Source organism: Chitinophaga sp. 05T412 (genome assembly GCF_056396465.1).
Window position 1 is genome coordinate 137,634 of record NZ_JBFTLN010000003.1, and the last position, 26,261, is coordinate 163,894.

Genomic DNA, 26,261 nt, shown 5'->3' on the forward strand with positions numbered 1-26,261 from the left:
AAGATATGCAGGCACGTACAATGAAAGCAACCGCTTCACCAGATACAACTATCACTAATCTTGTGCTATTCTTCTGCGCAGCAAGGACCGGCCACTTTGGACAGGGAACATTTGTGCAAACTGTTTTAGATTTTGTAAAAAAACAGCACAATATTAAAGTCACTATTATTAAAACAGATCTGCAGGAAAACATTACCGAAGTAACCTACCAATCTGACAACAATATAGATTATCTGTTGATCCCCAGCCCCCAGAATGGTATTACAGTTCGCGGTTGGGAGGGGATTGTACAGGAAACATATGCCAGGAGAATTATTGATATAAGCGCCAATTATCTGTCAGAAAAAGAAAATCTGATCTTTTGGGTTAACAGCGTCGACTACCTGAATATTGCGAAAGAATTAAGGAATCGCCTGACTGGCATCCATATTGTTTACGTTCATCATGCATGGAGCTGGAAACACTTCCTGAATATTTCAGATGAGAAATTTGGCAAAAAATTACTAACGGAAAATAATGCATTACATCCGAAAGAATGGGTATACTATCAGCAAGAAATGACGACTGTGGCCGACCGAGTAATTACGGTGACTGATCACGCTAAATATTTCTTTGAAAAATTCCTGGCCGTACCTCCTGCTAAAATAACTGCCATTCATAACGGCATTGATCCTGATTCCATCAAAGTTTACGACAAAAACGCTATCAGAAAGAAATATGGATTCAGGAATGAAGAAAAAATCATTCTTTATTCAGGCCGCATTACAGCGGAGAAAGGTCTTCCGTTTGCATTAAAGGCATTTAGCCTGCTAGCGGCAAAAAGGGAAGATGTCCGCCTCCTAATTGCCGGTAACGGAAGTATTCCTGAATATATTCCACTGGCAGCTCCATACTGGAGCCGGGTTATTTACACGGGCGAATTGTCCAAAGAGCAGATATATGAATTGTACAGCATTGCTGATATCGGTGTACAGCCATCCCTGATTGAACAATGCAGCTTTACAGCAATTGAAATGTGTCTGCATAAAATTCCATTGGTAGTAAGTAGCGATATTGGGTTGGATGAAATGTTTGAGGATGAACAGGACGCCTTAAAAGTGAAGGTCTGCTATGATGAAGAAGGCATCAAATACCTTGATCATAACGAAATTGCCGAAAAAATAGAACAGTTGCTGCTTCAGCCGGATAAAGCTGCCCAACTGGGGGCTAATGCCTTTGTAAAAGCCAGCAGGCGATTTAACATCTCTAAAATGGGCGATGCTTATCTGGAGATATTCAATCAATTAAGTAGCACTTACGCCAACCACTAAACAATTATGAACATCAACCATCTTACAGAGAAGTATCCTAACATTGCCATTTCATATGGAGAAAATGATTCCCCCGTATGCCTTATAGACAGCAGGGTTCATGGCTTGTATGCCTGCTTTCATTGCATACTCTATGGATTATATATCTGCGAGGAAGAAGGTATTAAGCCCTTGATAGCATTGGGAAGTAATCATCTCTATTATGACAATTCAATTGGCGAAAACATCTTCACCTACTTTTATAAACAGGACGCAATTCCTGATATTGCCGTACCTACAATGACGGTCACCAATCTGGGTGGTTATCTTAACTGGGTCAACATCTCCATAAAAGAAAAAGTACTTTCGAATCTGCTCATTAAAAAATACTTTATTCTTAATGATGCAGTGACGGCAGCCATCACCCGCTTTCAAAACAGATTCTTCTCCGGTAACCGAATGCTGGGGGTACATTACCGGGGAACAGATAAAATTTCGGAAACACCGCTGTTGCATTTCTCAGAATACGTTAAAAAAATCGATTATTTATTTAACGGTAATTTTTGCGATAAACTTTTCTTCGCTACTGACGAACTGGAACTCAGGACCTATGTAAAAAACCGATATGGAGAAAAAGCCATCCTATATGATATTGAGGGGCATCAAACGTCTGCAGCAAGTATCCCCTCTACTGGCCTTCATTTTATCGAAGGCAGTTCTCCTTATCTGAATGCACGCAATGCGATCATGGAAGCATATCTGTTAGCGGGATGCGACCTGTTCATCAGTTCTCATAAGTCATCGATGTCCGTCTTCGTCACCTTTATAAATCCTGATATCATTCATATTATATTAGAACCCTGACGAATGACATTATTTCCTTAACTCACCCTTGCAAAGAAAAAAAGTGGATTTCCTTATTAAAAAAAATGGTCTCCTGATATTGTTTATGGGCTGCTGCTTTTCCTGTAGCACAGCACCATCCAATAACTTCCMGGAGAAAGCTGCACCCGTTCTATTACCACCTGATTCTGTTGCTACCGTAGTACAAACTGCTGTTGCACAGATCGCGCCGTTTGAATATCTGATTCAGGCGTCAGGAAAAATTAAGTCCGCACACGAGCAAATCATTCATACAGCATTGGGAGGGAAACTTATTACCTGCCATGCAGCTACGGGTAAAACCTTTGGAGCAGGAGCACTGATTGCGCAATTGGAAACAACTGCTATTGAATACCGCCTCCGGAAGGCAGAATTATCCCGATTTAACAGTGAAAAAGAATATCAGAGTCAATTATTGGGTTACGAGGGATTGCTTAAAGGGAAACCGGAAGCGGAAGCAGCTCCAATAAGAAAAAAATTGCAAATCAGTACGGGACTATTGCTGGTGGAACAGGACATAAAAGAAGCCAATCTTGAACTCGAAAAAGCGACCATCCGCGCTCCTTTTACCGGAATCTTGTCAGATGTACGCGTTGAAAATGGTGAAGAAATCAGGCCTGGGCAGGAGCTCTTCAGAATTTATGATCCCGGTAACCTGTTATTAGAAATAAAAGTGCTGGAGGCCGACGTTTTGTTATTACAGCGGGGGACCGTTGCCAGCATAGCGCCAGTAGCCTCTCCGGGCAAAAAATATAAGGCCACAGTACAGGAGGTGAACCCTTATATTGACGAAAATGGAATGGCACTGGTAAGATTACGGTTAATAGCGACGGACGCTTTGTTTCCCGGAATGAATTGTACTGCCGTAATTGCCGTCCCCTCCAAACAGTCGCTGATGATACCCCGTGAAGGTGTGGTCATGCGGAGTAACCGGTCTGTTGTGTTTACCATTGCCGGTGGAAAAGCGCAATGGAATTATGTAACACCGGGAAAAACAAATGGTAAAATGGTAGAAATCCTGGAGGGTATCAGCGCCGGTCAAAAAGTAATCACCTCCAACAACTTACAGCTGGCTGACGATGCACCTGTAACAGAAAGCACGAATTAACAAACGATCACTCACTTAGCAATTGTTCCTGGTAAAATGGTCAGATACCTTATCCAACGACCCGTTGCCGTATTAATGATATTCACAGTATTGTTAATAACCGGCCTTTTGATTATTCCAAAAGTTCCTGTATCACTTTTACCTGATATAGATGTTCCACAAATCATCATAAAAGTAAACTATCCTAATACTACCTCCTCGGTCATAGAACAAAATATTATTGCTCCAATCAGGGAAGGTATTGGAAATACCAGCCATCTCAAATCTATCGAAAGCAAATCTGCCAATCATACCGGTATGCTGCAGCTGACGTTTGATTATGGGACTAAAATGGATATGGCTTATATTGAGGTAAACGAAAAAATCGATAAGCTCACCTCATCCATGCCCCGCGATATGCAACGCCCCCAGGTGATCCGGGTAAATACGTCTGATATTCCGATTATAAGAATACAAATTATCCCTAAAGACAGTACCAGATATTTTGAAGTATCAAAATTGACCGAGAAAATTTTAAAACGGAGGATTGAGCAAATAGACGGCGTTTCGATAGTAGACATTAATGGTGCATCGGCCCAAACAATTGCTATTACTCCCGATAAGGAAGCGCTGGCAGCCTTAAATCTGAATGAAAATGCCATTACATATGCTATTCAAAATGCTAACAGGGACCTGGGGGGGTTAAACGTAAAAGATGGACAATACCGATATTTTGTAAAAGTGATTAACATCCTGGAAGATGAAGACGCCATTGCCTCTCTTCCCGTAATCGGCAGGGATGGCAGCATTATTCCTATCAGTCGCATTGCCAGCGTGAAACTGGAAACGCCAACTCCCGGTGGCTATCATTTATACAACGGGAAACAGGGAATGGTCATGACAGTACAAAAACAGTCGCACAGCCGGATGAACGACCTGGTGCCACGCATTGAAACAGCTATCACACAATTCAAAAATGACTATCCGCAAATAGACATAGCCTTAAGCCAGGATCAGACATTTTTATTAGATGCAGGTATCAGTAATCTTGAACAGGATTTGCTATATGGCGGTATATTAACCATCCTGTTATTATTCGCTTTTCTGGGCAACCTGGCCTCCCCTATCTTAATGAGTATCAGTATCCCGTTGTCCCTGATTATTACTTTTATTTTCTTCTACCTGTTCAATATTTCGTTCAATATCATTTCCCTTTCCGGATTAGCATTGGGTGTGGGAATGCTGATAGATAACTCTATTGTGGTGATAGATAACATTACCCGAAAACGAAGTACAGGCATTAGTATGATTAAAAGCAGTGTACAGGGAACAAATGAGGTAATTGCTCCTGTAATCAGTCAGGTACTCACCACTATTGCAGTATATATACCATTGGTTCTTTTAAATGGTATGGCTGGTGCTTTAGTTTTTGATCAGGCTATCGGTCTTACTATTTGTCTCTGTGTATCATTACTGGTGTCATTCATCTTAACACCACTACTTTACAAAATCTTTCTAAAAACATCACCGGACAAACTAAAAGAAGATACTGTATTCTATAAATGGGTCGCAAAAGGCTACCACAGAATGATTTCACATATTTTAAAGCACAAATTGAGCTATACACTCATTACCGTAATGGTGATGCCCATCGGTATTTTAATTGCATTTTTTTTGCCCGTAAATGCACTACCCAAAATTGAAAAAAAAGAAAGTCTGGTGCGCTTAGATTGGAATGCGCCGATTGATGTGACAGAAAATTATAATAGAGTACGGGAACTATTAAAAGACATACCGAAAAACTATACCACTGCTGAAGCAGAAATTGGCATCAAACAATTTCTGCTCCAACAGGATAATAGTACTGTTCAGAAAGCGGAAATTTATTTTGATTGTACCAACGAAGCCTCCAAAGTAACAACCGATAAGGCTGTAAAGGAGTGGTTAAAGACCAGATATCCACAAACCAATGTAGAAATTATTGATGCTCCGAATGCGTTTACACAACTATTCAGCCAGGAACAACCTTATTTGGAAGTCAGATTTAAACCGATGAAACAGGTAGCGTCCGAAAAATCCTGGACCAGGCTGCTGACTCAACTTAACCAACTATCCAATCCGGGTTATACCCTGGGTATGGGATTTGTGCAGGAGCCAAATGTGGCCGTTCTACCGGATTATGATAAAATGAATGTCTACGGTATTTCAAGAAATGCCCTGGAAGATGTGCTTCAACAACAATTCGGTGTCTACAATGTTTCCGAAATAAAGCGATATGGTGAAATACAAACAGTGCAACTGACTACTGACCGGACTACTATTGATGCCAAACTAATGGCAACTGTGTCCGGCAATACAGGAAACAAAATTCCACTCCATCAGCTGGTAACGCTTGCCAATGCCGAACAACCCAAATTTATCACGGCTGACCGGGGAGGGCCCTATCGCTCCATTACGTTTGATGCCAACATAAAAAATGTAGACCTGCTAAAGAATAAAATCAGCAAATTTGCCATAGATCAAGGATTCACTGTAGATTTTAGCGGAAAATATTTTGAAAACAGTGCTCAGCTACACCAACTGGGGCTCATCTTTCTGCTTGTTTTAGTTCTTCTCTATTTTATACTGGCCATTCATTACGAGAGTCTTATTCAGCCGCTAATTGTCATGTTAACTATCCCATTGGGGCTTAGCGGCGGAATGTTCCTGCTATGGGTAACAGGCGGTACGCTTGATGTAATGGCGGCTATTGGCTTTATTGTCATCCTTGGACTAATCGTTGATGATCCCATTTTAAAAATTGAAACGCTAAATCGTCTGGAAAAAAAATATCGTGCTGAAGGTAGGGCTGATAGTCAGCAACTCCTGGAACGCATGATACATGAAGCTGGCGATATCTGTCTAAAACCATTACTGCTGGTATCTCTCACCACCAGTATTGCGCTGGTTCCTGTTTTATTTGTTTCCGGCATTGGCAATGATTTACAAAAGCCCCTGTCTATCGTCATTATTGGAGGCCTTACGATTGGAACATTTTTTACTACCTGGTTTATTCCATTGGCATATTGGTATGTCGCAAAATGGCAAAAACGTATCCGATAAATATTTCTCAACTATGTCCAGTATTGATATCATATTGATGATGATTATCCCGGCCCAAAAACATACTATGCACATGCAGACTATCTTCCTTCTTTTCATTTGCTTTTTCCTGCCTGGCATGCCTGTTTCGGCCCAGTCCCACCACTCTTCTCTCAAAGAAATAGTAACACAGGCGCAATCAGATTCCTATAATGCACAACTGGCCGCCACGCGAAAGCAAGTCAGCTATTATCAATTCGTTGCCTATAAAAGCGAATATAAACCTCAGATCTCATTCTCAGGAAATGCCCCCTCTTATAATAAACAACTCTTCGCCGTACGTCAGCCCAATGGCGCTATCCTTTACCAATCAATCAATCAAAATATGGCCACCATGGGTCTGGACTTCAGCCAGCGGCTTCCTTTCTCCGGAGGTACCCTGTCACTCAATACCGATCTGACCAGGTTCGATGATTTTAATGCCAAAATATCACAATTTAATGGAACGCCTGTATATCTACGTCTGAACCAGCCACTTTTTGCAATTAATGACCTTAAATGGAATCGGAAAATTGAGCCTTTAAAATTTGAAGAATCCAGGAAACAATTCTTTTTTGAAATCGAGTATGTGGCCCAGCAAGCCACCTATCTCTATTTCAATGTATTGGATGCGAAGAACAACATGGAAATTGCAGAAGGAAATATGCTGGTTGCTATCGCTAACTATGATATTGAAAAGAAACGAATTAACCTGGGAACTACTACGGAAGACCGGCTACTACAACTTGAATTGCAAACCCTGAAAAATAAACAAGCCATGGAGAAAGCCAAATACGACTATACCATCGCTCAACTCGAGCTGAAAGGTTTTATAGGAGTGAAAGACAATACTGATATATTGCCGGAAGAACCCGATGTAATACCATCATTAGTGATAGATTTATCCCTGGCTTTTAAATCTGCACAAAACAACAGACCAGAATTCGTTACTTTCCAAAGGAAGATGAAAGAAGCCAAACGGGATGTCGTTATTGCCAAAGCAGCCAGGCAGGAAGTTAATCTGACAGCGAGCTTTGGAATTAACGGAATGGGAAATCAAATCGACAAAGTCTATAATACGTCTAACAGTCAACAACTTTTCAATATTGGATTCAACGTCCCCATAGTAGATTGGGGAAGGCGACAAGCAAGATATAATACAGCAAAAACCCTGGAAAAGCTGGCAGCAACCACTAATGAATTAGATGAGGCTAAAATATATCAGGAAATAACTACGCTGGTGAAAAATATTGAATTATTGGAATCGAATATCAGATTAGCCCAAAATACAGATAGCCTTGCTCAAAGAAGATATACACTTGCCACCAGCCTATTTAAAATAGGTAAATTAACAGTGACAGACCTTAATATTGCTCAATCCGAGAAAGATGACTCCCGACGCTCTTTTATCAATGCTTTGCGGGCTTATTGGAATAGCTACTACACGCTCCGAAAGCTGACGCTCTACGACTTTGAGAAGCAGCAATCACTAATTACCACGGAATAAATTTCCGGAACAACATCTCTTATATAATCATCGAATCTCTCGCCTATCAAATGGCCMCCCATTAAACCAGGGGTTATTTCGCCGGTTAACGTGAATGCACCACTCACATTAACCGGCACTGTAGGAAAAGATACAATGAGTGTAACTTTACAGAAAGTAAGTCGTTAGATACGATTATTGCTGCGTGTCCAATAAGGACTTAATTAAATTATCCATGTCGGCAGTCATCATAGAATCAGCCCGCATCAGTATTTTACCATCTTTACCGATCAGAATTTTTGTTGGATAACTGGTGATCTCATAGGCTTTAATGATGTCTAATCCTCCCATCATATCATCATTGAGCACATGTATCCAGTTGGCATCATCCTTCTTAATGGCGCCTAACCACGCGGCTTTGCGCTCATTCATTGTTTTTTGTCCATGTGAATTTTCGTTAGCCACCGCAATAATTTCCAGGCCCTTATCTTTATACTCGCTGTATAATTCTTTTAAATGGGGATGGGATTGTCTGCAGGCGCCGCACCAACTGCCCCAAAAGTCCAGCATCACTACCTTTCCTTTATAATCACTCAGTTTAATGGTTTTACCGAACTGGTTTTTGCGGGTAAAATCAATTGCCTGCTTACCTATAGGAGATGACTTCTTCCATTTCTCCACCCTGCTGTGGATCTGTTCACCCAGGTGCGTTTTTTTGAGCCGCCCGCTCATGGCCTCGTAGGCCGCAGCGTAAGACGTGGTAGTATACATGTCATTGTGAACATCCAGCATATATAGGCTCAACCACGAATCGGGATGTGCTTTGATGAAATCCACCATCAACAGCAACTTTTTCTTGTAGAGCGCTGCTGGCCTGGTGGTCACATATGTAACAAAGGCTGCACTATCTTTTACCATGTCTAATGCACGCAACTCCTTAAACATGGCTATTTCCCCAATATCCTTCCTCAAAATCGAATTCATGGCGTTGAAATCATTTATCACTTCGCTTTCCTTCACACTGTCTTTCTTCAGGACGGCCATCACGTCGTCTATTTTCTGATCAAATGTACAGCTGTCGGGGACATTCTGTTCGGCTTGTTCCTGACAAAATGTTGTCAGGGGAAACAGGAGCATGCTCCAAAGAAAGATTTTTTTCATATTTACCGGTTGATATCATATAGGCATCACAATTGTCAAAAAGGGTGAAATCAACGGGAAATAAAATTTTCAAGCGGGCCGCCAACCACAGGAAAACTATCTATTATAGATAGGGCATCTTTTCAACATATAAAACAGCGCGTCTTTATATGAATTTTCCTCCGTAAGGAGCGCCGTACGATGATTATCAAATACTTTCTCGTTCTGGTGGTTGTAAATAAGTATAGACACCTCATTCTGATAGTCTCTTTCCACTACTGTATGTGAAGCTTTGTTTTGCCGCTCTCTCTCACGATCCCGATCCCGGTCACGGTTAATTGTTTTGGTTTCAGCACTGGATACACTTTCCTTCGTACTACGTGATAACCCTCCCTGCACAATATATTCGGTACCCAATATTTTACACAACTCATCGAAAGTATATGCTTTGATACTATTTTCATCAATACCTCTCCGGATCAGTAACGCATTGGTGGTTTGAGGGTCCTGAAACCGATACAACCCATTACGCTTGCTGAGATAAGAATAAGTATCATCCTGCAACTTTTCTTTAGTGGCATTTATTTGCTCCAACGGCTCTCCTACACTACGGTATTTAAAAGGCAATACGGCGATAAGGTTATGTACTACCGGCGGATAATTGTCGGCGTTGGCAAGCGGGGTGGTGAAGACTTCCGTTCTGCCACTGGCAAATGTAATCTTTTGGATGTCGCCTTTCTTTAAAGCATATTCCAGCGCTTCACCGCTATGTACAAAAGAAACGGCATCTGTTGCCATGGCCACTATCTTTCCATGTTTAACCTCTCCATTCATCATCATCAGGGTATCTTCTTTCACCCCAATATTTTTTGCCGGCGTACTTTTTTGCGCCATTAACGAATAATTACCAATGAGAAGGCAAAGCAGGCCCCCTAACAGCATCAGATGCTTTTTCATGTACACTAAATATTTGTGGTCAATATACAATTAGTAACGTTCGCCGCAATTGGTTACCCCTACGTACATAGCGAAAGATTTAATACTTGAAAAGTTTGTCTTCAAAGAACAGGCTGCTGGCTGCGGTATCCCGTAAATTTGTAGGTAACCAGCAGATTAAATCCTACCTTCTGCCACAAAAATGGAAGGATGCGAATGCTATGGTATTATTTCAGAGAACTATTCAAATTCAACTTCCTCTTTTCGCTCGTCCTGGGATTGGCAGGAATCGCCATCACCAGCGGCGCTATGTTTTCCTGGTTCCTGAAATTCTTTCTGTTTACGTATTTCACCGGCGGATTTTTGCTGGCGGTTTTCTTTTATAACCTGCGGTTTTCACACCAATACTATAGTTACTATAACAAAGGATTTTCTAAAATAACATTGAATATCCTGGCATATGTACTCAATATGCCCTTGCTGACTTTACTGTTGCTTATTTAAAAAACTGATCGTGAAAAGTATTCTTGAAGTAGAAAGTATCATTAAATATATCAAAGAGCGTCAGATTATTTCCGACTGCTACTTTACCTGCGAAACGGGTGATATCATTGGGCTATTGGGCAGAAATGGCGCTGGTAAATCACTTTTATTGAAGATAATATTCGGCGTTGAACCCGCCTATAATAAATTTGTGCGGATAGATCATGTTATCTATGACCATCCTTACCGGAAAAAGCAGCTCATTGCCTATTTACCGCAACATCGTTTTCTGCCGAAAAACATGACGGTAGCGCGTTTAATAAAAACATTCACCGGGCGCGCGCCGGAGGAGATGCCCCTCCTGCAACATACCATTGTTCAAAAAAATTTGCTGCAAAAAGTAGGAGATTTGTCGGGCGGAGAACTTAGATTTTTAGAGATATTATTAATTTTTGCTTTGGAGACAAAATTCGTTTTACTGGACGAGCCCTTTACAGGAATTGAACCACTGCTGGTAGAAAGCATGATGGAAGTCATCCGGCATCAAAGTACTACACAGGGCATTGTAATTACGGATCACAAGTATGAACTTATTCTTCAGCTGGGCACGAAAAATATGTTGCTGGCGAACGGCGCCTGCCGGCGAATCACTTCTCCGGAAGACCTGAAATTCTGGCAATTTCTTCCGGCAAACCGTTAGCCGGTAATTCGATATTATATTCTTTGATCAGCTCCAGGCCATACCGGATCAGCATTTCAACAGCAGGAAGCGCCTTCCTCCCTTTTTCCGTGATACGATATTCTACCCGGGGAGGTATCTCCGCATAGGCCGTTCTTAAAATCAACCCCGCAGCTTCCAGCTCTTTCAGCTGGGTAGTCAGCATTTTATCCGTGATATGTGGAATGTCTTTCTTTAACTCACCATATCGCAGCACCTGATCTTTCAACCGCCAGAGTATCGGCATTTTCCAGGTCCCTCCAATATGTGAAAGCGCCAGTTCTATTGGGTTGTAATATAGTTTTCCGTCATGGGTAAACTCGGGCATATCTAATCCTGTTTTATTTCTTTCAAAAAAGTAAGTATCGCACTAATGAGTATGTAAAATAAATCAAGAAGAATAACTGGCAAATTTGCGGAACATAATTTAACACTTCTATCATGGAAAAACTAAATATCCCCGCACTGAGGCAGGAATTGAATGACATCGTTGTAAAGTATGCAGTGAAGCCCACCCCTGTTATCGGGCAGGTAACCGACTATCCAATTAATGACACTCTTCACATACGCATTTATCGGAACAATAGTACTGACCAGCAGCTACCGGCTTTTATCTATCTGCATGGAGGCGGTTGGGTCAGAGGCAGCATAGATACACACGACTACCTCTGCCGGCATATGGCGCAAAGTGGCGCCTTTACCGTTATTTCCGTTGATTACCGGCTGGCGCCTGAATATACCTACCCTGCACCGGTGGAAGATGGATGCCTGGCCCTTCACTGGATACGGGAACATGCAAACGATATCGCCGTAGACATTCATCGCCTGGCTATTGGCGGCGATAGCGTAGGAGGAAATATTGCCATTGCCGTAGTGGCGCAGGCAAAAGCACAGGCTATTCCTATCAAAGCATTGGTAGTCGCCTATTCGCCGGTCAATCACGACTTCCATACGAATTCCTACGAAAAGTATGCAACAGGCCATGGCCTAACGACCGATCTCATGAAAGGATTTTGGGAGGCATATGTTCCTGCTCCGGAAGACAGGCAACTGCCATCCGCCTCCGTTATTCATAATGATTTCAGCACTTTCCCACCGACCCTAATCATAGGCACAGATCAGGACCCGCTGCATGATGATGGCAAACAGCTACTACTGCGGCTAACGGAAGCCGGTGTGGACGTCCGGTATTCCTTTTATGCCGGAACCAAACATGCGCTTTTATTGCGACTGGCATTTGAAGATAAAGCCCGCTTAGCCCAGGAGGAAATAGTTGATTTTCTAAAGCGAATGTTATAGCCGATATTACAGGATCGCATCACCGGGAGGGAATTGTTTCAAAGCAACATCCTTTCCGGTGATCATCTCCCTAAAAAAAATAACATATGCCTCATTTCGTCATTGAATGCTCCGCCAATGTGTTAACCAAACAATCCGCGGATGTTATCATGAATACCGTACACGATACAGCTGCGGCCACGGGACTGTTTGCAGACAATGATATCAAAGTACGCATGATTCCCTTTGAATATTATAAGCTGGGCGCTGGGAAAGAGAGCTTCCTGCACATCTTTGCCTATATCATGCAAGGCCGCACCACTGAGCAAAGAGCTCACCTCTCTAAAGTGATCATAGAAAAGATAGCGCCACTGCTACCCGATACATCTTTCTTATCCATTAACATCAGTGAATTTGAAGCCGCTACTTATTGCAATAGATCATTAATCCATCCGCTTAACACACAAAAAAACCGTCATTTCTGATGGTTCAGCATGTGTATTTCCCGTAGTTATTTCTTTCGTAGAAATAGTTTTGGAAAATAGTTATCTGAAATAAAGGCCGCCTCCATGGAGACGGCCCTTTAGGTATATAGGTCATCAAATCAGACAACTATTTACGGGAATACATCCGATAAAAATTCACGCCATGGGTATAGTCGGTCAATGATCCGGTGTAAAACACGCTACCCAGTTTATCTATTCCGGTTAACCAGAAAAAATCTGCAAATGCTACCTTTTTTGCCGGACCTGTCAGCTGGTTTTGTGTGTCTACAGGCATTTGCATTCCTAGCTCCGTGCCTGCATAGCAATACATCGATTTGTTCGCTAAATTAACTGCTGCAATGGACGAGGTCTGCAACGTCAGCAGATCGCCATCTGCGGTGTATAGGAAGGTGCTCAAATAATTGCTGTACCCCAGATAGAAAAAGAGATCGAATGTGTTTTGATGAACACCTGTAGCCGACGTATCATAGGAGAAGAACCGGAACGACGGCTGATTGAACCCGGTAGTATACTGTATTTCGTCCTGTTCCAGGTCGTAGGAGGCGTAGCTGTAGGCAAAATTCGTAGATGCCAGGTTATTACAGAAAAGCGCTTTCCCATCAGGGCTAATCACATAATCGAACGTCATTTGAATCGGCGTTCCCGGTATACTAAATAAAGAAGAGCCATACCATGCATCATGCTGGGTGAAAAGAGATTTCACCGTACCACCGGCATCCATCCTGCAAATGTTGTTATAAAACACAGGGTCAATACGATATATCTCTGGCCATTGACCATTTGCATACCACCGTTGCGAATTAGCGTGGTTAGTACGTGCCGGCGAATACTTGTTAAGAAAATAGATATTGCCAATGGCATCTGTTTTCAGCCTCATCGCCGCAATTTTCAGGCTACCAATAGCGCCTTCAAACGGTCCAGCTTTTTCATTCACCAGGGCATCTTCTTTGGCCACCAGGGTGCGGTTTATGGTGGTCACCTGCCGGGTGGCCAGGTCCATACTGCATAACCGTAAAATATAGGACGCTGCCGCTTCCGGGCTACCTTCTGTTACTTCGGTAGAGAATATCAGTTTACGCCCATCATAGGTAACCACACTACTGGCAATTGATTTAATAGTGAACGTACTGCCATTCTCCATAAATTGATCATTGACCTTGACTACCCTGGTAATCTTTCCGGCATGAAGGGCATTGATCACCGTATAGTTTCCAAAATAAACATCTCCTTCAGCGGTCGTACTTTGATGACTGATCAGCGGCAGAGAATTTCCCTGGTAATACGCCAAATCATCAGGCACCCAGTTAGCCAGCTGCTCCACATACAATGTAGTATCTGTCTGGTGCAGACTTGCCGTAAATTGCTGGATAGAAATATCCGGCGCCTGAATCGTCTTCCCATTGCCGGTAATGGTAAAAGGAATATGATTTCCTATCCCCATTTCCTTCGTGATCAAAAACCGCATCACATCCAGGTATTCAGTTTGTTGGGTATAAGTGTTCACACCATTCGCCAGCCGGTATTTCTCCAAGGGCTGAATCGTCAGGTTGCCCAGGCGTGTCTGTGCTCCCGGCTTGTCGAAAAAGAACCGGCCTACTATTGTCATAGTATCTCCGAATAAATAAGAGCGCTTAAAGCCATTGTAGTAGCCCTTTCCTATACTTTGAAAATCCACTTCTCCCGTAATCAGGTAAGGCGTATCATTTACCTCCTGTGCATACTCGTTTGTTTTCTTACAGGAAGAAAATGAGAGTGCCGCCAACACCAAACCAATCAGGCGATGACGCATATTATACTTGATGAGCATTGTTTTCGTTTAAATATGAATAATATAAGGGCCTACTTCACCTGTGTTAATGCTACTCTCAGGCTTCCATCGAAGCTGAGAAAATCCCCGGTAACCGGATCATTGAATGATTGTGCATTCTCGTATCCTTTCAGCACAATATTATAGGCGCTGCCCGGCGTAGTCAATAAGGTAGCGCTGAGTACGGATTGTTCAGGCGTTTCAGGATGATAAATGCGGATCTTCAGTGTATCCGGGCCCTTTACCGGCCGTGGAATAAATGCGGTCACGTCTCCATAATCTACACTGGCAGGGAAACCAGTCACCTTCTGTCCGTTCACGGTAAAGTACATTTTTCCAAAATCGGGGCTCAGATGTATCAAACGCAAGCCGATAGCATCTGTAGCAATGTTTGCCTCATCGGATACTTTCCACGTGCGGAATTTACCCAGGCTATCTGCAAAATAGATCGTGGTTTGTTGATCATGACGTGCTACCAACGAGTCTTTTACCAATACCCGATGTCCGCTGGTATCCATCAGGAGTAACTGATGCGTGCCTGCGAAGAGGTGCATATAGTCCAGCCACGGCTGCGGATGATTCTGGTAATAAAATATATTGGGAAACTGATTGACAAATGTGCCTGTCTGAAAACGCGGCGTAGTGGCTATGCCTACCGTATCTTTCGTATCAATGAACAGGTAGCCAGGCCGATAGTTGTTTTGTAATTGCAACCGCACAAATTCGGACGCATTATAAAATCCCACCTTTGTATCTACCGGCGACAGATCATCTTTCCGGCTGCAGGCCAACAATAGCATCAAACCAGCTACCACACACATTCTTATTGAAGTATAAATTGTATTCATGAGTTATTTTTTTGCACCATTAAAACGCATAAGTAAATGCCAACAGGAAGTATCGGCCCGGCTTATACCGACTGTAAATATTATCTCCCTTGTAATAGACTTGTCCTCTCATACTCATCACCGGATATTCTTTATTGTAGCGCTGATTGTAGTCATAGTCTTCCACAATACGTGCTTCCTGGTCCAGCAGATTCTGTATGCTTAATTTCACCTTCAGGGATTTAACAATACGCTGTGTGATAGACAGGTCCAGTAAATGCAACGGTAGTTGCAGCAGGTCAGGACGGGTACTGCTGAAAAGGAGTGAATCCTGCTTACTCACCATTACATCTTTCAGGGCGGATGATTTGGTATAAATTACGGGTCCGCTTACGTTGTATGTCAACCCAATCTTGGTACCGGTAGCCGGGTGCTCATAAAAAAGTCCGGCATTCAATACATAGGGGGCCTGTCCCTGCAACGGTCTTCCGGAAACAAGTAACGTATCTACTCCTGCTCCGGGCGTATAATGGTTATATACATATCTCCGGGTGCTGCTCTTTACCAGTGTACCGTTTAATACAATGCTCAGTTTTTTGGCAAAACCACCTCCCAGAAAAGCCAGGCTTTTCTTTACTTCTGCTTCCACGCCATATACAATACCGCTTTTCGCATTATCGAAAGAGATCCTGGTAAATCCTAAACCGTCTGCATAACCACTTTTCTCAGCGCGCATGCGTTCTATCGGGTTCGTCAGTTGCTTATAAAACACCCCCAGGTTAAAGGTTTCCTGCTGCTCTGCATTACGTGGATAAAATTCCAGCCGCAGATCATAGTTATCTACGGTAGCTGTCACCAGTTTTTCATTACCGGTAATCTGTTCGTTGTTAACAAAGTCGTAGTCGTTATAAGGCGTCAGCTCACGGAACTCAGGCCTGTTTACAGAACGTCCCCACCCAGTGCGAACAACTACGGTACTGAAAGGACGATAACTGAAATTCACGGAAGGCAATACAGCTGTCTTAGGCTGATTCACAAATACGGTACTAACAGCGCCATTGTCTGCACCAGTGGCGCCTGCCAGTTTCTGGCGGTCATATTCAACCCGTACGCCTCCATTCAGCGTCAGTTTTTCATCCGGCGTTTTCCATTCCATCATACCATAGAAAGCATTATTCTGCTCACTGGCTATATATTTGTCTACCGGACTGGTAGCATCATATACCTGTAATCCACTTTTGTTTTCCGGAAAATATTTGTTACTCCACACCTGATCCAAATCCTGCAAACGGAAATTGATTAATGCCAGATTGCTGAGGCCATACCCCTGGGACCAGCCACCAGAAGCATTTTCATTAGATGGCATGCTCACTTCTGTGGGCGCCAGTCCTCCCCTGTTCACCCGGAAAAAGCGGCGACTTAATTCCCGTACTTTATACGACTGGAAAGTACCTGCTTTGAATAACCATTGAGGAGAAAGATGAAATGTATAGTCTATAGCACCGTTGTATATCCGTTCTGTATTTTTTACAAACAACCTGGAAATCATTCCTATGAAGGCTTCCTTATCACCTAAATTGGAGCCCATAGCAATATAAGCCAGGGCTGGCGCTTCAATGGGATATCCACGTGTAGAAGTCTGAAAACGACTGATTCGCTGATCCGGTACATTCTGTTGATTATAGGTATATCCCAGATTCCATTCTACTTCATGTTGCTGGCCATTCCCCAGTTTATGCAGCCCTCCCAGGTTACCAGAGTATAAAGTACGCTGCTGGAAAGACAATACAATATTCCTTTGCCTGCTCAGACTGTACAACGCCGAGTCTGCTGCCGGCGTTACGTTGGCTTGTTGATTGTTGATAGCGGTATACCGGCGGCCATCATTCACAAAAAAATTCTTGAATTGAAACGTATGACGGGGGTTTAGTTTCAAGGTGAGATTTTCCAGTATATTTATTTTCCCTATTTCCGTACTTTGTCTGGATGTTCCTTTCTGATTATTGCCTCCTAAGTTCAAATCTACATCGCCACTTCCGGTCATATCGGTATTACCGGTTTGGCGATAAATATCATAGCTGGTCGTCTCTTTGGTATAAGTAACGGAGCTCAGGTTATACAGCCATGCCTTCCCGATAGGATACGCATCATAATAATTAAAAAACAACTGCATATCCGGCGTAGTGGATACTTTCTGTGTGTTCAGCGTAGAAGAAAAAGATTGCAGCAGATTTGTTTGCGACATATTCACCGGGCTTTTATCAGACTGGGCGTAATTGGGTGCTATGGCAGGCAACTTACGGGTACCGTCGTCTATCCCCAGCCAATCCATTTTTCCGCCTTTATAGCTGTCGATATTAGTCATGGTAGCGCCCGGGCGATGCCCCAGCTGTACACCGACATCCATGTGCTTTACCGCCACTGCATTTTTTGTAAATATTTTCACCGCAGCGCCAACAAATTCTTCATTGAGATCCGGTCGGGGCGACTTATATACTAATATTTTGTCGATGATACTACTCGGTAAGAGGTCGTATGCAAAGGCCTTACTGTACGTTTCTGTTGCCGGCGCCAGGTTATTATTCAGGTAGGTAAGGTTATAGCGCTCGTTCATACCGCGTACTACAATAAAGCGATTATCCACTACCGTTACACCGGAAATACGTTTCACCACTTCAGCGGCGTTGCGGTCGGTAGTACGGGCAATCATTTCATTGGAGATACCGGAAACCACACCGGTAGCGCCGCGTATTTCTGCCAGCAGCTCTTTTTCGGTAGAGTGTGTCACCGCCTTCACTTTGCGGGGGCCGGATTGTATTACTACTTCATCCAGGTTTTTACCTGCCTGCATTTTAATATCCGTCACGGTTTCACGATCTTCCTGTACACGCACTCCGGGAATCGTTTTTTTCTGATAACCGGTATACGTAATCACTAAAGCGTAAGTACCCGCCGGTATTTTTTTGAACTGATAAAAACCCTTTTCGTCAGATACGACTGTTTGTCCTGCTTCCGGAATGCTGATGGTAGCCCCCGGCATAGGCTGTGTGGTTTCAAAATCCACCACACGGCCTTTTGCGCCTCCGCTTCCAACCGGCTTGGCGGGTTGAGGGGATTTAACGGTAACGGCTATATTATTACTCAGCAGCGTATATTCCAGCCCTGCTTTTCCCTGCAGGACGGTGAGCGCTTTTCCCAATGGCAGCTGTTTCCATTGGATGTCGTGTACCGTGATGGCAGACAACCGGGTTTTATCATAGGAGAAAATAAAATTGGTTTGTTTTTGTAAACTCGCAATCACATCGGCTACGGTGATGGTATTGGCTTGTAATGTAACGTTGCCGGTTAGGTGGGATACCTGTGCAAAGCCAATGGCTGTGGACAGGCATAGCAATAACAGCAGCACCAGGTGCTGACAGATGGAGCGGCTTCGCCTCCACCTGGATAAGACTTTAGTCATGTATATGTTGTTTGAATCTTTAGCGCTTACGCAATGGTGTGCCTGATATCTCAGGCATGTATAATGATGGTGTGATCAGGTCCTGTTTTATAAGATAACTGATAAATGAATAGCAGGTGATGCAACGCCTGTTGCCAGGTCTGATCCTGCCGATAGGTGGCGGTCACTGTTTTTTGTTGTAATAAAGCCGCATCAGCTACAATATGGATACCGTAGTAAGCAGCCAGTTTGGGCAAAGCTTCTGCTAACGGCAGCTGGTTGAATACCAGGTTGCCTCTCAACCAGCCGGCTACATCTGCTACGCCGGTTTTGCTCACCGGAATAGGTCCGCCTTCCTGTCCGGCACTCACCATTTCGCCCGGCTGCAGCATCACGCCGGTAGTGTCATTCCCGGAAGCGCTGTGGTGATGCTGTACCTTTACACTGCCTTTCACCAGGCTAACGTATACCGCATTTTGTCCGGGTGTATTATCGATATTAAAAGCGGTGCCCAGTACTAATGTTTGTACATTGCCGGCGGTAACACGGAAAGGATGCGCCGCATCGTGGGTCACATCAAAGTAACCTTCTCCCTGTAAACGTACTTCCCTGCTGCTGGCATAGTCTTTACGAATATGAAGGATGGCCTTTTTGTTCAGCCAGATCCGGGTTTGATCCGGCAGCGTCAGCATTTTTACACCCGTCGATGTATTGGCGATACTATCCCAAAGTACAGGCGTTGGCGTTACTTGTGCCAGCACACGCCGGTGCCAGGGCTGATATACCAGCAGACTGGAAATACCCGCCAGCAATACGGAAGCAGCCGCCCAGCGGAGCGTATACTTCCGGATAGAATGAATACGGCGACCAGCAGTCATGGTTTCCCGTAACCTCATCTCCAGACGGGCCGCCATCTCTGCCGGCATGGTGTCCGTCCCCGTCGGATGCGCCGGTAGCAATGCCGCCAGCTCTTCCTGACTGGCCTGCTGTAACCAGGTATCCAATACTTCCAGCTCCTCGCGGGATGCAGTGGCATCGAGATATTTCTTCCATATAAATACAGGTGGCTTCATCTGCTGATCGTTTATCTTTTTCCATTCGCCGGATAACAACATCCGATGCTTTCCAATAAACTGTTGGCAGCATTCATTTTCCGCCAACTGCCAATATGAACTTATTGTTAACAGGATACAGATGTGAAAAGGAAAGCGATAGTTTTGTTGCCGTAACTTCCCTATCAATGTCTAAACACGAAGAAGCGGCATTCTTACAGATATTTGAAAGCACCCGGGATGGCCTGTACCGGATTTTCCGGAAACAGGTACCGGATGAATTTCAGGTGGAAGACCTGATACAGGAATGCTATCTGGAATTATGGAAAAAATGGACCACTATAGAAGATCCCGCACATTATGTATTTGGTATCGCCTATAATATGCTGAAAGTATATCACCGGAAAAAAATTCGTGTAGCCATCACCGTTGCTCCGCTTCCGGAAGATGCAGAAAACAACCCTGATCAACTTGACCCCGCACAACAATATCAGCTGAAAGAAACCCGGCATCGTATACAACAGGGAATGATGCAACTTTCACCGGAAAAAAGAGCGGCCTTCCATCTCATTAAAGAAGAAGAAAAATCATACCTGGAAGCAGCGCAACTATTGAATGTACCTGTAAGCACGCTGGAGAAGCGCGTTTCGGGCAGCCTGAAAGCCCTGCGTAAAATCCTTACTTTCTTTTGTTGATAACGATACTAGAATAATTTCGTTTCTTCCAACACCTGCCAGCTACCTTCTGCTATTTCCGCATCCAGCTCCCCAAAATCCCATCCACAATAACCAATAAATAAGCGGATATCCTGCTCCGGCAAAGTGCCATTATTGATATGCTTTACAGCGGCTTTGAAATCTCCCCCCAGATAAATATTTTCTGCTATCAACACACCTCCCCTGATTAATTCCGGCCGGCGATGTACAAAGAAAAGATGCTCCTGATCTACCGGGCCACCTTCGTATAACGGGAAAGGCCGGCTATTACTAAATTCCTGCAGTTCGTTGAAAGTACGTGGGAATAATTTATTGACCACAAATCCCATCGCTCCCTTTTCATTATATTCCGTAATGAGTATCACCGTTTTTTCAAAAACGGTATCATCCAGCAATGGCGTGCTCTTTATATAAATGCCTGCGTTGATCATCTTAACAGCAACTACTTTTAAAGCCCTAATGTACGGATCAAAATCCGGATAGGAGCTGCAAAAAATCCTTCCTGGCACACAAAGGGCTGCGGAACAACTGTTCCGCAGCCCTTTGCAAATCAACTTTTTAATTAGTGTTTCTTTTTCGGTTTGGGAATCAACCGGAATGTTCCTTTTTCATCCCACGCGTCTGCGATATAAGTACCATTTACTTTTTTGTCGGTGGTTTCAGTGAGCTCCGCATCAAAACTAATCCTGCCTTTCCGGATCTCATAAAATCTGGAAGGCACATAATAAATCGTATCTGCCGATGGGTTAGGCGGCGCCTGTTCACTACCACCAAACTCCAGGTTACCATCACGATCATAATCTTTCACATCAGAGCTGATGGCTGTCAACACAGAATCAGCCAGGGAATGGTCAATCCGGAAAACATACAGCTTATTCTTTTTGGGACTATCATTTACCTCCAGAAAAAGAAATACAGAAGCACCATCTTCTACCAGGCGGTTACGTTTGCTGGGATAATTGATAATATCCTGATGGAGCACAAACGCTTTGTTTCCATTCACAAAAATATTGCCTTTATATACGGTAATTAATTGTCGCTGGCTGCTCGTAAAGTGTAATTCGTTGGCTTTCTTTTGCGCCATCGCCGGCAGGTACAGGCAGCATAACAGGCATAGTCTGAATAGATAGTGTATCATAGTTTTTAGAATAAGACTTTAAATTAGTTAATTCCGCCGGATATCATGGTAAGAAACAAAAAGTAAATATCTTGCTATAGATTTATAAACTGGAGAACGATGGGATTTGTATATACGTACATGGATTCACCGGTAGGCAAACTTACCTTGATTGGGAGCGACAAAGGACTGGCGGCTATCCTTTGGGAAAATGACCGTCCAGGACGGGTGCAGGCTACGCCGGATATCAAAGCAGATCAGCATCCCGTGCTATTGGCAACGATACAGCAATTGCAGGAATATTTTGAGGGGAAACGAACTACTTTTTCTATCACGCTGGACCTGCACGGTACAGCCTTTCAAAAAGACGTATGGGCCATACTGGCCGCCATTCCTTATGGAGAAACCCGCACTTATTTGCAGATAGCCCAACAATTGAATCATCCTAAAGCCGTACGGGCAGTAGGCGCCGCTAATGGCAGAAACCCCGTGTCTATTATACTACCCTGCCACCGCGTGATTGCCACCTCCGGTGCATTGACAGGCTTCGCCGGCGGGCTTCCGGTAAAAGCGGCACTGCTATCGCTGGAAGGCGCTAAAAGCCCTTCTCCACAAATGGAAATCAACTGGGAATGTTAGTATCCAAACTTAGCCACCACGGCAGTTTTCAGGTGTCCGTTACCTAACAGCTCTTTAAGCAGGGTACTGTCTGCAGGGTAGATTAACGGCCTCCCATCGCAGGTATGCAGGTGACAGGCCCAGCACGACAAGAAATCAGCCTGTATATTCACATAGTCCTGACCGTTATAGGTAACTACCTTTACATCTCCCTGTTGTTTAATCTGCAGGAAACTATCTACTGCGTGTTTTAACCACGGAATATTCTTCACCGGGTCGGTAACTCCACAAACTTTTACGTTGTTCTCCTGATGTTTGTCTTTTTTACAGGCCAGTGCAGATAACGCTATGGCGATGAAACAGAAACAGAAACAGTACAGCCACTTCATAGGTCATAATTTTCTGTGTAACGCTCCCTGCAGGAGGAATGTTACATTGGTAGATATACAACACCGATGGTGCGGCTCCTTACCGGAGCCCTGCCCATTTTCACCGACTTATCAGGTGGACTTACCTGTTTCAGATTGAAGTTCGCTTTGGGCTATTCTAGCTTTGACGATATGAAAGCAAAACACATCCTGATATCCGGCGCCAGCATTGCTGGTCCTGCCTTAGCCTACTGGCTGCATCGTTATGGTTTCCAGGTGACCATTGTGGAGCGCGCGGCTCATATCCGGCCCGGCGGTTATGCCATAGACTTTCGTGGCGCCCCTATGCAGGTATTAGACCATATGGATTTGCTGGGTGACATTCGTCAGTTTGAAACCCGCTCCGGTAAAATCTCTCTGGTCAATAAACACCACAAAGAAGTGGCACGGATGCCGGATGGCTTTTCCAGCGGAGAACTGGAAATCCTGCGGGGCGACCTCGCCAACGTTTTCTATGAAGCCACCCGACATAACGTGGAATATATCTTTGATGATTCCATCACCGCCATCGCGGAAGATGCTACCGGTGCAACGGTCACCTTTCTCAACGGCGATACCCGCCGTTTTGATATGGTAGTAGGCGCCGATGGACTTCATTCGAAAGTCCGCTCTATTGCTTTCGGGGAGGAGTCCCGCTACCTGCATCACCTGGGTGTATATCTGGCCGTATTCACTGTTCCTAACTTCCTGCCATTGAAAAACATGGCCGGCGTATTCTATGGCACACTGGGCAAGCGTGTGGGCGTTTTCAGTGCCAAAGAAGACCAGGAAGCCCGCGCCAGTTTTTACTTTGCCGCTCCTCCACTTCAATACGACTATCGCGATACCAAAGCACAGCAACAAATCATCCACGATCGCTTTGCCAACGATGAATGGTTGGTGCCACAATTACTACAATACATGGATCAGGCCACCGACTTTTACTTCGACGCCGCCAGTCAGATTAAAATGGATAGCTGGTCATCCGGACGGGTAACGTTGTTGGGTGATGCTGCAGGATGCGCTTCTCCTATGTCAGGCATGGGCACCAGCATGGCCGTAGTAGGCGCTTACATCTTAGCAGGAGAACTCAAAGCTGCCAGTGGAGAACATACCATCGCCTTTGCCCGCTATGAAGCACAAATGCGGGACTTTGTAACCGGTTGTCAAAAACTCGCCGAAGGCGTTGAATGGTTTGTACCAGCTACTCCGTTTAAACTTTGGATGAGCGAAAAAATATGGAAAATACTTCCATATACCCCATGGAAAAATATGATGATAGAAATGCCGAAGAAAGTAGCGAATTCTATTAAGCTGAAAACATATTAGCAGAGCAGAAAGCATAAAGCAGAAAGCAAAAAGCTATTGAAGCGATTGATCGAAGCGGTTTATTAGGTCAAATATCCGCACTGATCAATCGCTTCAATAGCTTTTTGCTTTCTGCTTTATGCTTTCTGCTCATCTACTCGTGGCTAACCACGGTATCCAACCAATCCCTCAACTGTTGTTCTTCTTCCACTGTTAATTTTATATCGCGGCCTTTGGGCATTCTTCTCTTCACAAAAACCTGCTTGTAAATTTTCGGCGCCAGGTTTTCCATATTATCAACTGTAAATACCCTCCCCGGATTATTGGTGCGATGACAAACATTACATTTTTGTGTGAGCACAGATAAAGCGGTTTGTTGCAGTTTATTGATGTTGCCGGGTACCAGTGGGCCGGTAGTAGCACGCGTTGTTTGAAAAGGATAACTGGCTAATACCAACAGTAGCATGGTTACAATGGTGAAGGGTTTCATTTTGATTTGTTTGAAAGGATGCAGGCAATAATGACAAATATCAGAGAGATGGTACCACAGATAGCTCTTACCAGATTAAGACTATTCCAGGGGCCTTCAAAACGGAGTCGTTGTGCAGCTAGTTCGGCAGCAGAAGCGCCCTGGATATTAAACACATCCAATGCGTCGTTCATCGGAACGTTACCTGCCATGGTTACCCCAAATACGCCGATGGCATAAAACAAGGTGGCAAACAGCAGGCAAAGGAAAGTACCGTTGAGCGGCTGCTGATAATACATATAAGTGCAGATCGGTAACAATATCAGCGTACCCATAAAAAGACTCAGAAAGAATCCGTTCAGGATAGCACGGTTCATTACCTGCATAGCAGACAAGTAAGCGGCATCCGGGAGACGGGCAATACCGATGGTTACAGAACAGGACCAGGCGTAGAAAAGACCCGCCATCAGGGCGGTGGAAGTAGCTGTGATAATCAGCATTAATGTTGAGAACTTAAACATGTCGGTGTTGTTTTTATTTCTTAGTGCAAATTACTACGGGCACAGAACGCAAAATAGAACAAAACCGACAATGCAAAAATCACGCTTTAAGGGGTATTTTTAAGTAACTGATCAAGCTCACCGGTGGTGATCTCCACCACCGTACCATGACGAAGACCTGCAGGCATCATTAATTTATCAGAAACATCTTCCCAATGAACCAGGTCCGTGGAAGTGACCGCACCATAACTATGCTGCATATACTTATCGAAATACACGATCCAGCGGTTACCAATTTTTAAAGTGGTAGGGCCTTCGGCCCAATAATTACCAGTAATAGGGGCAGATGGCTTCCCGTAACCACCCGTTAATTTTTTGCTGGTCGCGATGCGGATATTTTTCTGTGGAGGGGTTCTCGTTTCATCTTTCAGGAACATGAGATATCGCCCGTGATCGGGTACAATGGTGGCGTCAATTACGTTGAAGCCGGGATCATATAATAATTTAGTAGCGCTGAATTGCTTAAAATCTTTGGTGGTCACATAATACAAACGATGATTGTATTGATCATCTCCCTCTTTTTCTCCGGCGGTAAACCGGCCTGGTATGGTGGTAGCCCAGTAAATCATATAGGTTTTATGCCGCGCATCGTAGGTGATCTCCGGCGCCCAGCAGTTTCGTGCAGCCGGCTCTTCCTTCATCACTGGTATCCCTTTTTGCTCCGACCAATGCAATAAGTCGGGAGAAGAAGCATAACCAATGCCTTTCTCTTTCCAGCTCACGGTCCATACCATGTGAAACAAGCTATCAGCCCCGCGGATAATACAAGGGTCCCGCATCAGTTTATCATCGCCTACCCGGGGTGGTAGCACGGAACGGCCATTATTCAGTTCTTTCCAGGTATATCCGTCACGGCTATACGCCAGGTGCAAACCATCCTGTCCATTATCTTTAAAATAGGAAAACAGATAGACCGGTTGCTGGGCGGCACTGGTTTTCACCAGTCCGCAACACAGTATAAAAAGGAGTATTTTTTTCATCACCGCATTTTAGGAGAGATAAAATACGGCGAATTA

25 protein-coding genes are annotated in these 26,261 nt (G+C 44.0%); 12 read left to right on the forward strand and 13 right to left on the reverse strand.

Annotation, left to right across the window (positions count from 1 at the left end; all coding sequences use genetic code 11):
• The first annotated feature begins 5 nt into the window (after positions 1-5).
• The 5 genes from AC1DFM_RS07815 to AC1DFM_RS07835 are packed head-to-tail and all read left to right on the forward strand — an operon-like array spanning position 6 to position 7,885.
• Positions 6-1,310, forward strand: a complete 1,305-nt coding sequence (locus AC1DFM_RS07815; RefSeq protein WP_477076147.1) for a glycosyltransferase — start codon at positions 6-8, stop codon at positions 1,308-1,310.
• A 6-nt stretch (positions 1,311-1,316) separates the two neighbouring features.
• Entirely contained in the window at positions 1,317-2,153 is an 837-nt protein-coding gene (locus tag AC1DFM_RS07820; protein ID WP_477076148.1) for an O-fucosyltransferase family protein, read from the forward strand.
• Positions 2,154-2,181: 28 nt separating this feature from the next.
• Positions 2,182-3,279 (forward strand): efflux RND transporter periplasmic adaptor subunit, encoded by a 1,098-nt coding sequence (locus tag AC1DFM_RS07825; protein WP_477076149.1) that lies wholly within the window; start codon positions 2,182-2,184, stop codon positions 3,277-3,279.
• Positions 3,280-3,315: 36 nt separating this feature from the next.
• The gene (locus tag AC1DFM_RS07830; RefSeq protein WP_477076150.1) at positions 3,316-6,360 is read left to right on the forward strand and encodes an efflux RND transporter permease subunit; all 3,045 of its coding nucleotides are present in this window, start codon (positions 3,316-3,318) and stop codon (positions 6,358-6,360) included.
• A 13-nt stretch (positions 6,361-6,373) separates the two neighbouring features.
• Positions 6,374-7,885 (forward strand): TolC family protein, encoded by a 1,512-nt coding sequence (locus AC1DFM_RS07835; RefSeq protein ID WP_477076151.1) that lies wholly within the window; start codon positions 6,374-6,376, stop codon positions 7,883-7,885.
• 174 nt (positions 7,886-8,059) lie between these two features.
• Here the strand turns inward: AC1DFM_RS07835 and AC1DFM_RS07840 are convergent, their stop codons facing one another.
• The gene (locus AC1DFM_RS07840) at positions 8,060-9,025 is read right to left on the reverse strand and encodes a peroxiredoxin family protein (protein WP_477076152.1); all 966 of its coding nucleotides are present in this window, start codon (positions 9,023-9,025) and stop codon (positions 8,060-8,062) included.
• A gap of 96 nt (positions 9,026-9,121) precedes the next feature.
• Positions 9,122-9,961 carry a hypothetical protein gene (locus tag AC1DFM_RS07845; RefSeq protein WP_477076153.1) on the reverse strand — a complete coding sequence of 280 codons (840 nt, stop codon included), beginning with the start codon at positions 9,959-9,961 and terminating at the stop codon, positions 9,122-9,124.
• 189 nt (positions 9,962-10,150) lie between these two features.
• On the opposite strand from AC1DFM_RS07845, the gene AC1DFM_RS07850 reads away from it, so the two are divergent.
• Positions 10,151-10,444: a hypothetical protein gene (locus tag AC1DFM_RS07850; RefSeq protein WP_477076154.1), complete on the forward strand. Its 294-nt coding sequence runs from the start codon at positions 10,151-10,153 to the stop codon at positions 10,442-10,444.
• A gap of 10 nt (positions 10,445-10,454) precedes the next feature.
• Positions 10,455-11,123 carry an ATP-binding cassette domain-containing protein gene (locus AC1DFM_RS07855; RefSeq protein WP_477076155.1) on the forward strand — a complete coding sequence of 223 codons (669 nt, stop codon included), beginning with the start codon at positions 10,455-10,457 and terminating at the stop codon, positions 11,121-11,123.
• On the opposite strand, the gene AC1DFM_RS07860 is transcribed toward AC1DFM_RS07855, so the two are convergent.
• Positions 11,071-11,469 carry a winged helix-turn-helix transcriptional regulator gene (locus AC1DFM_RS07860; RefSeq protein ID WP_477076156.1) on the reverse strand — a complete coding sequence of 133 codons (399 nt, stop codon included), beginning with the start codon at positions 11,467-11,469 and terminating at the stop codon, positions 11,071-11,073. The two genes, AC1DFM_RS07855 and AC1DFM_RS07860, sit on opposite strands and share 53 nt — an antisense overlap.
• 113 nt (positions 11,470-11,582) lie before the next feature.
• On the opposite strand from AC1DFM_RS07860, the gene AC1DFM_RS07865 reads away from it, so the two are divergent.
• Positions 11,583-12,440 (forward strand): alpha/beta hydrolase, encoded by an 858-nt coding sequence (locus AC1DFM_RS07865; protein WP_477076157.1) that lies wholly within the window; start codon positions 11,583-11,585, stop codon positions 12,438-12,440.
• An 86-nt stretch (positions 12,441-12,526) separates the two neighbouring features.
• Positions 12,527-12,904 (forward strand): 5-carboxymethyl-2-hydroxymuconate Delta-isomerase, encoded by a 378-nt coding sequence (locus tag AC1DFM_RS07870; protein ID WP_477076158.1) that lies wholly within the window; start codon positions 12,527-12,529, stop codon positions 12,902-12,904.
• Positions 12,905-13,031: 127 nt separating this feature from the next.
• Here AC1DFM_RS07870 and AC1DFM_RS07875 read toward each other — a convergent pair whose 3' ends face one another.
• Genes AC1DFM_RS07875 through AC1DFM_RS07890 form a run of 4 tightly spaced genes read right to left on the reverse strand, consistent with a single transcriptional unit; the run spans position 13,032 to position 20,071 of the window.
• A complete protein-coding gene (locus tag AC1DFM_RS07875) occupies positions 13,032-14,732 on the reverse strand; it encodes a hypothetical protein (protein ID WP_477076159.1) in 1,701 nt (566 codons plus the stop codon).
• A gap of 32 nt (positions 14,733-14,764) precedes the next feature.
• The gene (locus AC1DFM_RS07880) at positions 14,765-15,580 is read right to left on the reverse strand and encodes a hypothetical protein (RefSeq protein WP_477076160.1); all 816 of its coding nucleotides are present in this window, start codon (positions 15,578-15,580) and stop codon (positions 14,765-14,767) included.
• 19 nt (positions 15,581-15,599) lie between these two features.
• Positions 15,600-19,019, reverse strand: coding sequence for a TonB-dependent receptor (locus tag AC1DFM_RS07885; protein ID WP_477076161.1), 3,420 nt, complete (start codon positions 19,017-19,019; stop codon positions 15,600-15,602).
• A 50-nt stretch (positions 19,020-19,069) separates the two neighbouring features.
• Positions 19,070-20,071 carry a FecR family protein gene (locus AC1DFM_RS07890; protein WP_477076162.1) on the reverse strand — a complete coding sequence of 334 codons (1,002 nt, stop codon included), beginning with the start codon at positions 20,069-20,071 and terminating at the stop codon, positions 19,070-19,072.
• A gap of 167 nt (positions 20,072-20,238) precedes the next feature.
• On the opposite strand from AC1DFM_RS07890, the gene AC1DFM_RS07895 reads away from it, so the two are divergent.
• Entirely contained in the window at positions 20,239-20,745 is a 507-nt protein-coding gene (locus AC1DFM_RS07895) for an RNA polymerase sigma factor (RefSeq protein ID WP_477076163.1), read from the forward strand.
• Positions 20,746-20,753: 8 nt separating this feature from the next.
• Here the strand turns inward: AC1DFM_RS07895 and AC1DFM_RS07900 are convergent, their stop codons facing one another.
• Positions 20,754-21,197: a YqgE/AlgH family protein gene (locus AC1DFM_RS07900; RefSeq protein WP_477076164.1), complete on the reverse strand. Its 444-nt coding sequence runs from the start codon at positions 21,195-21,197 to the stop codon at positions 20,754-20,756.
• Between the two features lie 131 nt (positions 21,198-21,328).
• Complete coding sequence (locus AC1DFM_RS07905) at positions 21,329-21,904, reverse strand: hypothetical protein (protein WP_477076165.1); 576 nt, start codon at positions 21,902-21,904, stop codon at positions 21,329-21,331.
• Between the two features lie 99 nt (positions 21,905-22,003).
• Between AC1DFM_RS07905 and AC1DFM_RS07910 the strand changes: the two genes are divergently transcribed.
• The gene (locus AC1DFM_RS07910; protein WP_477076166.1) at positions 22,004-22,522 is read left to right on the forward strand and encodes a methylated-DNA--[protein]-cysteine S-methyltransferase; all 519 of its coding nucleotides are present in this window, start codon (positions 22,004-22,006) and stop codon (positions 22,520-22,522) included.
• Here the strand turns inward: AC1DFM_RS07910 and AC1DFM_RS07915 are convergent.
• Positions 22,519-22,890, reverse strand: a complete 372-nt coding sequence (locus tag AC1DFM_RS07915) for a hypothetical protein (RefSeq protein ID WP_477076167.1) — start codon at positions 22,888-22,890, stop codon at positions 22,519-22,521. The two genes, AC1DFM_RS07910 and AC1DFM_RS07915, sit on opposite strands and share 4 nt — an antisense overlap.
• Before the next feature lie 171 nt (positions 22,891-23,061).
• On the opposite strand from AC1DFM_RS07915, the gene AC1DFM_RS07920 reads away from it, so the two are divergent.
• Positions 23,062-24,237 (forward strand): FAD-dependent monooxygenase, encoded by a 1,176-nt coding sequence (locus tag AC1DFM_RS07920; protein ID WP_477076168.1) that lies wholly within the window; start codon positions 23,062-23,064, stop codon positions 24,235-24,237.
• A gap of 133 nt (positions 24,238-24,370) precedes the next feature.
• Here the strand turns inward: AC1DFM_RS07920 and AC1DFM_RS07925 are convergent, their stop codons facing one another.
• The 3 genes from AC1DFM_RS07925 to AC1DFM_RS07935 form a co-directional block, all read right to left on the reverse strand.
• Positions 24,371-24,706 (reverse strand): hypothetical protein, encoded by a 336-nt coding sequence (locus AC1DFM_RS07925; protein WP_477076169.1) that lies wholly within the window; start codon positions 24,704-24,706, stop codon positions 24,371-24,373.
• Positions 24,703-25,206: an anthrone oxygenase family protein gene (locus AC1DFM_RS07930; RefSeq protein ID WP_477076170.1), complete on the reverse strand. Its 504-nt coding sequence runs from the start codon at positions 25,204-25,206 to the stop codon at positions 24,703-24,705. The genes AC1DFM_RS07925 and AC1DFM_RS07930 overlap by 4 nt, the downstream gene beginning before the upstream one ends.
• 86 nt (positions 25,207-25,292) lie before the next feature.
• On the reverse strand, positions 25,293-26,225 hold the full coding sequence (locus AC1DFM_RS07935) for a glycoside hydrolase family 43 protein (protein WP_477076171.1): 933 nt from the start codon (positions 26,223-26,225) through the stop codon (positions 25,293-25,295).
• Between the last annotated feature and the right edge of the window lie 36 nt (positions 26,226-26,261).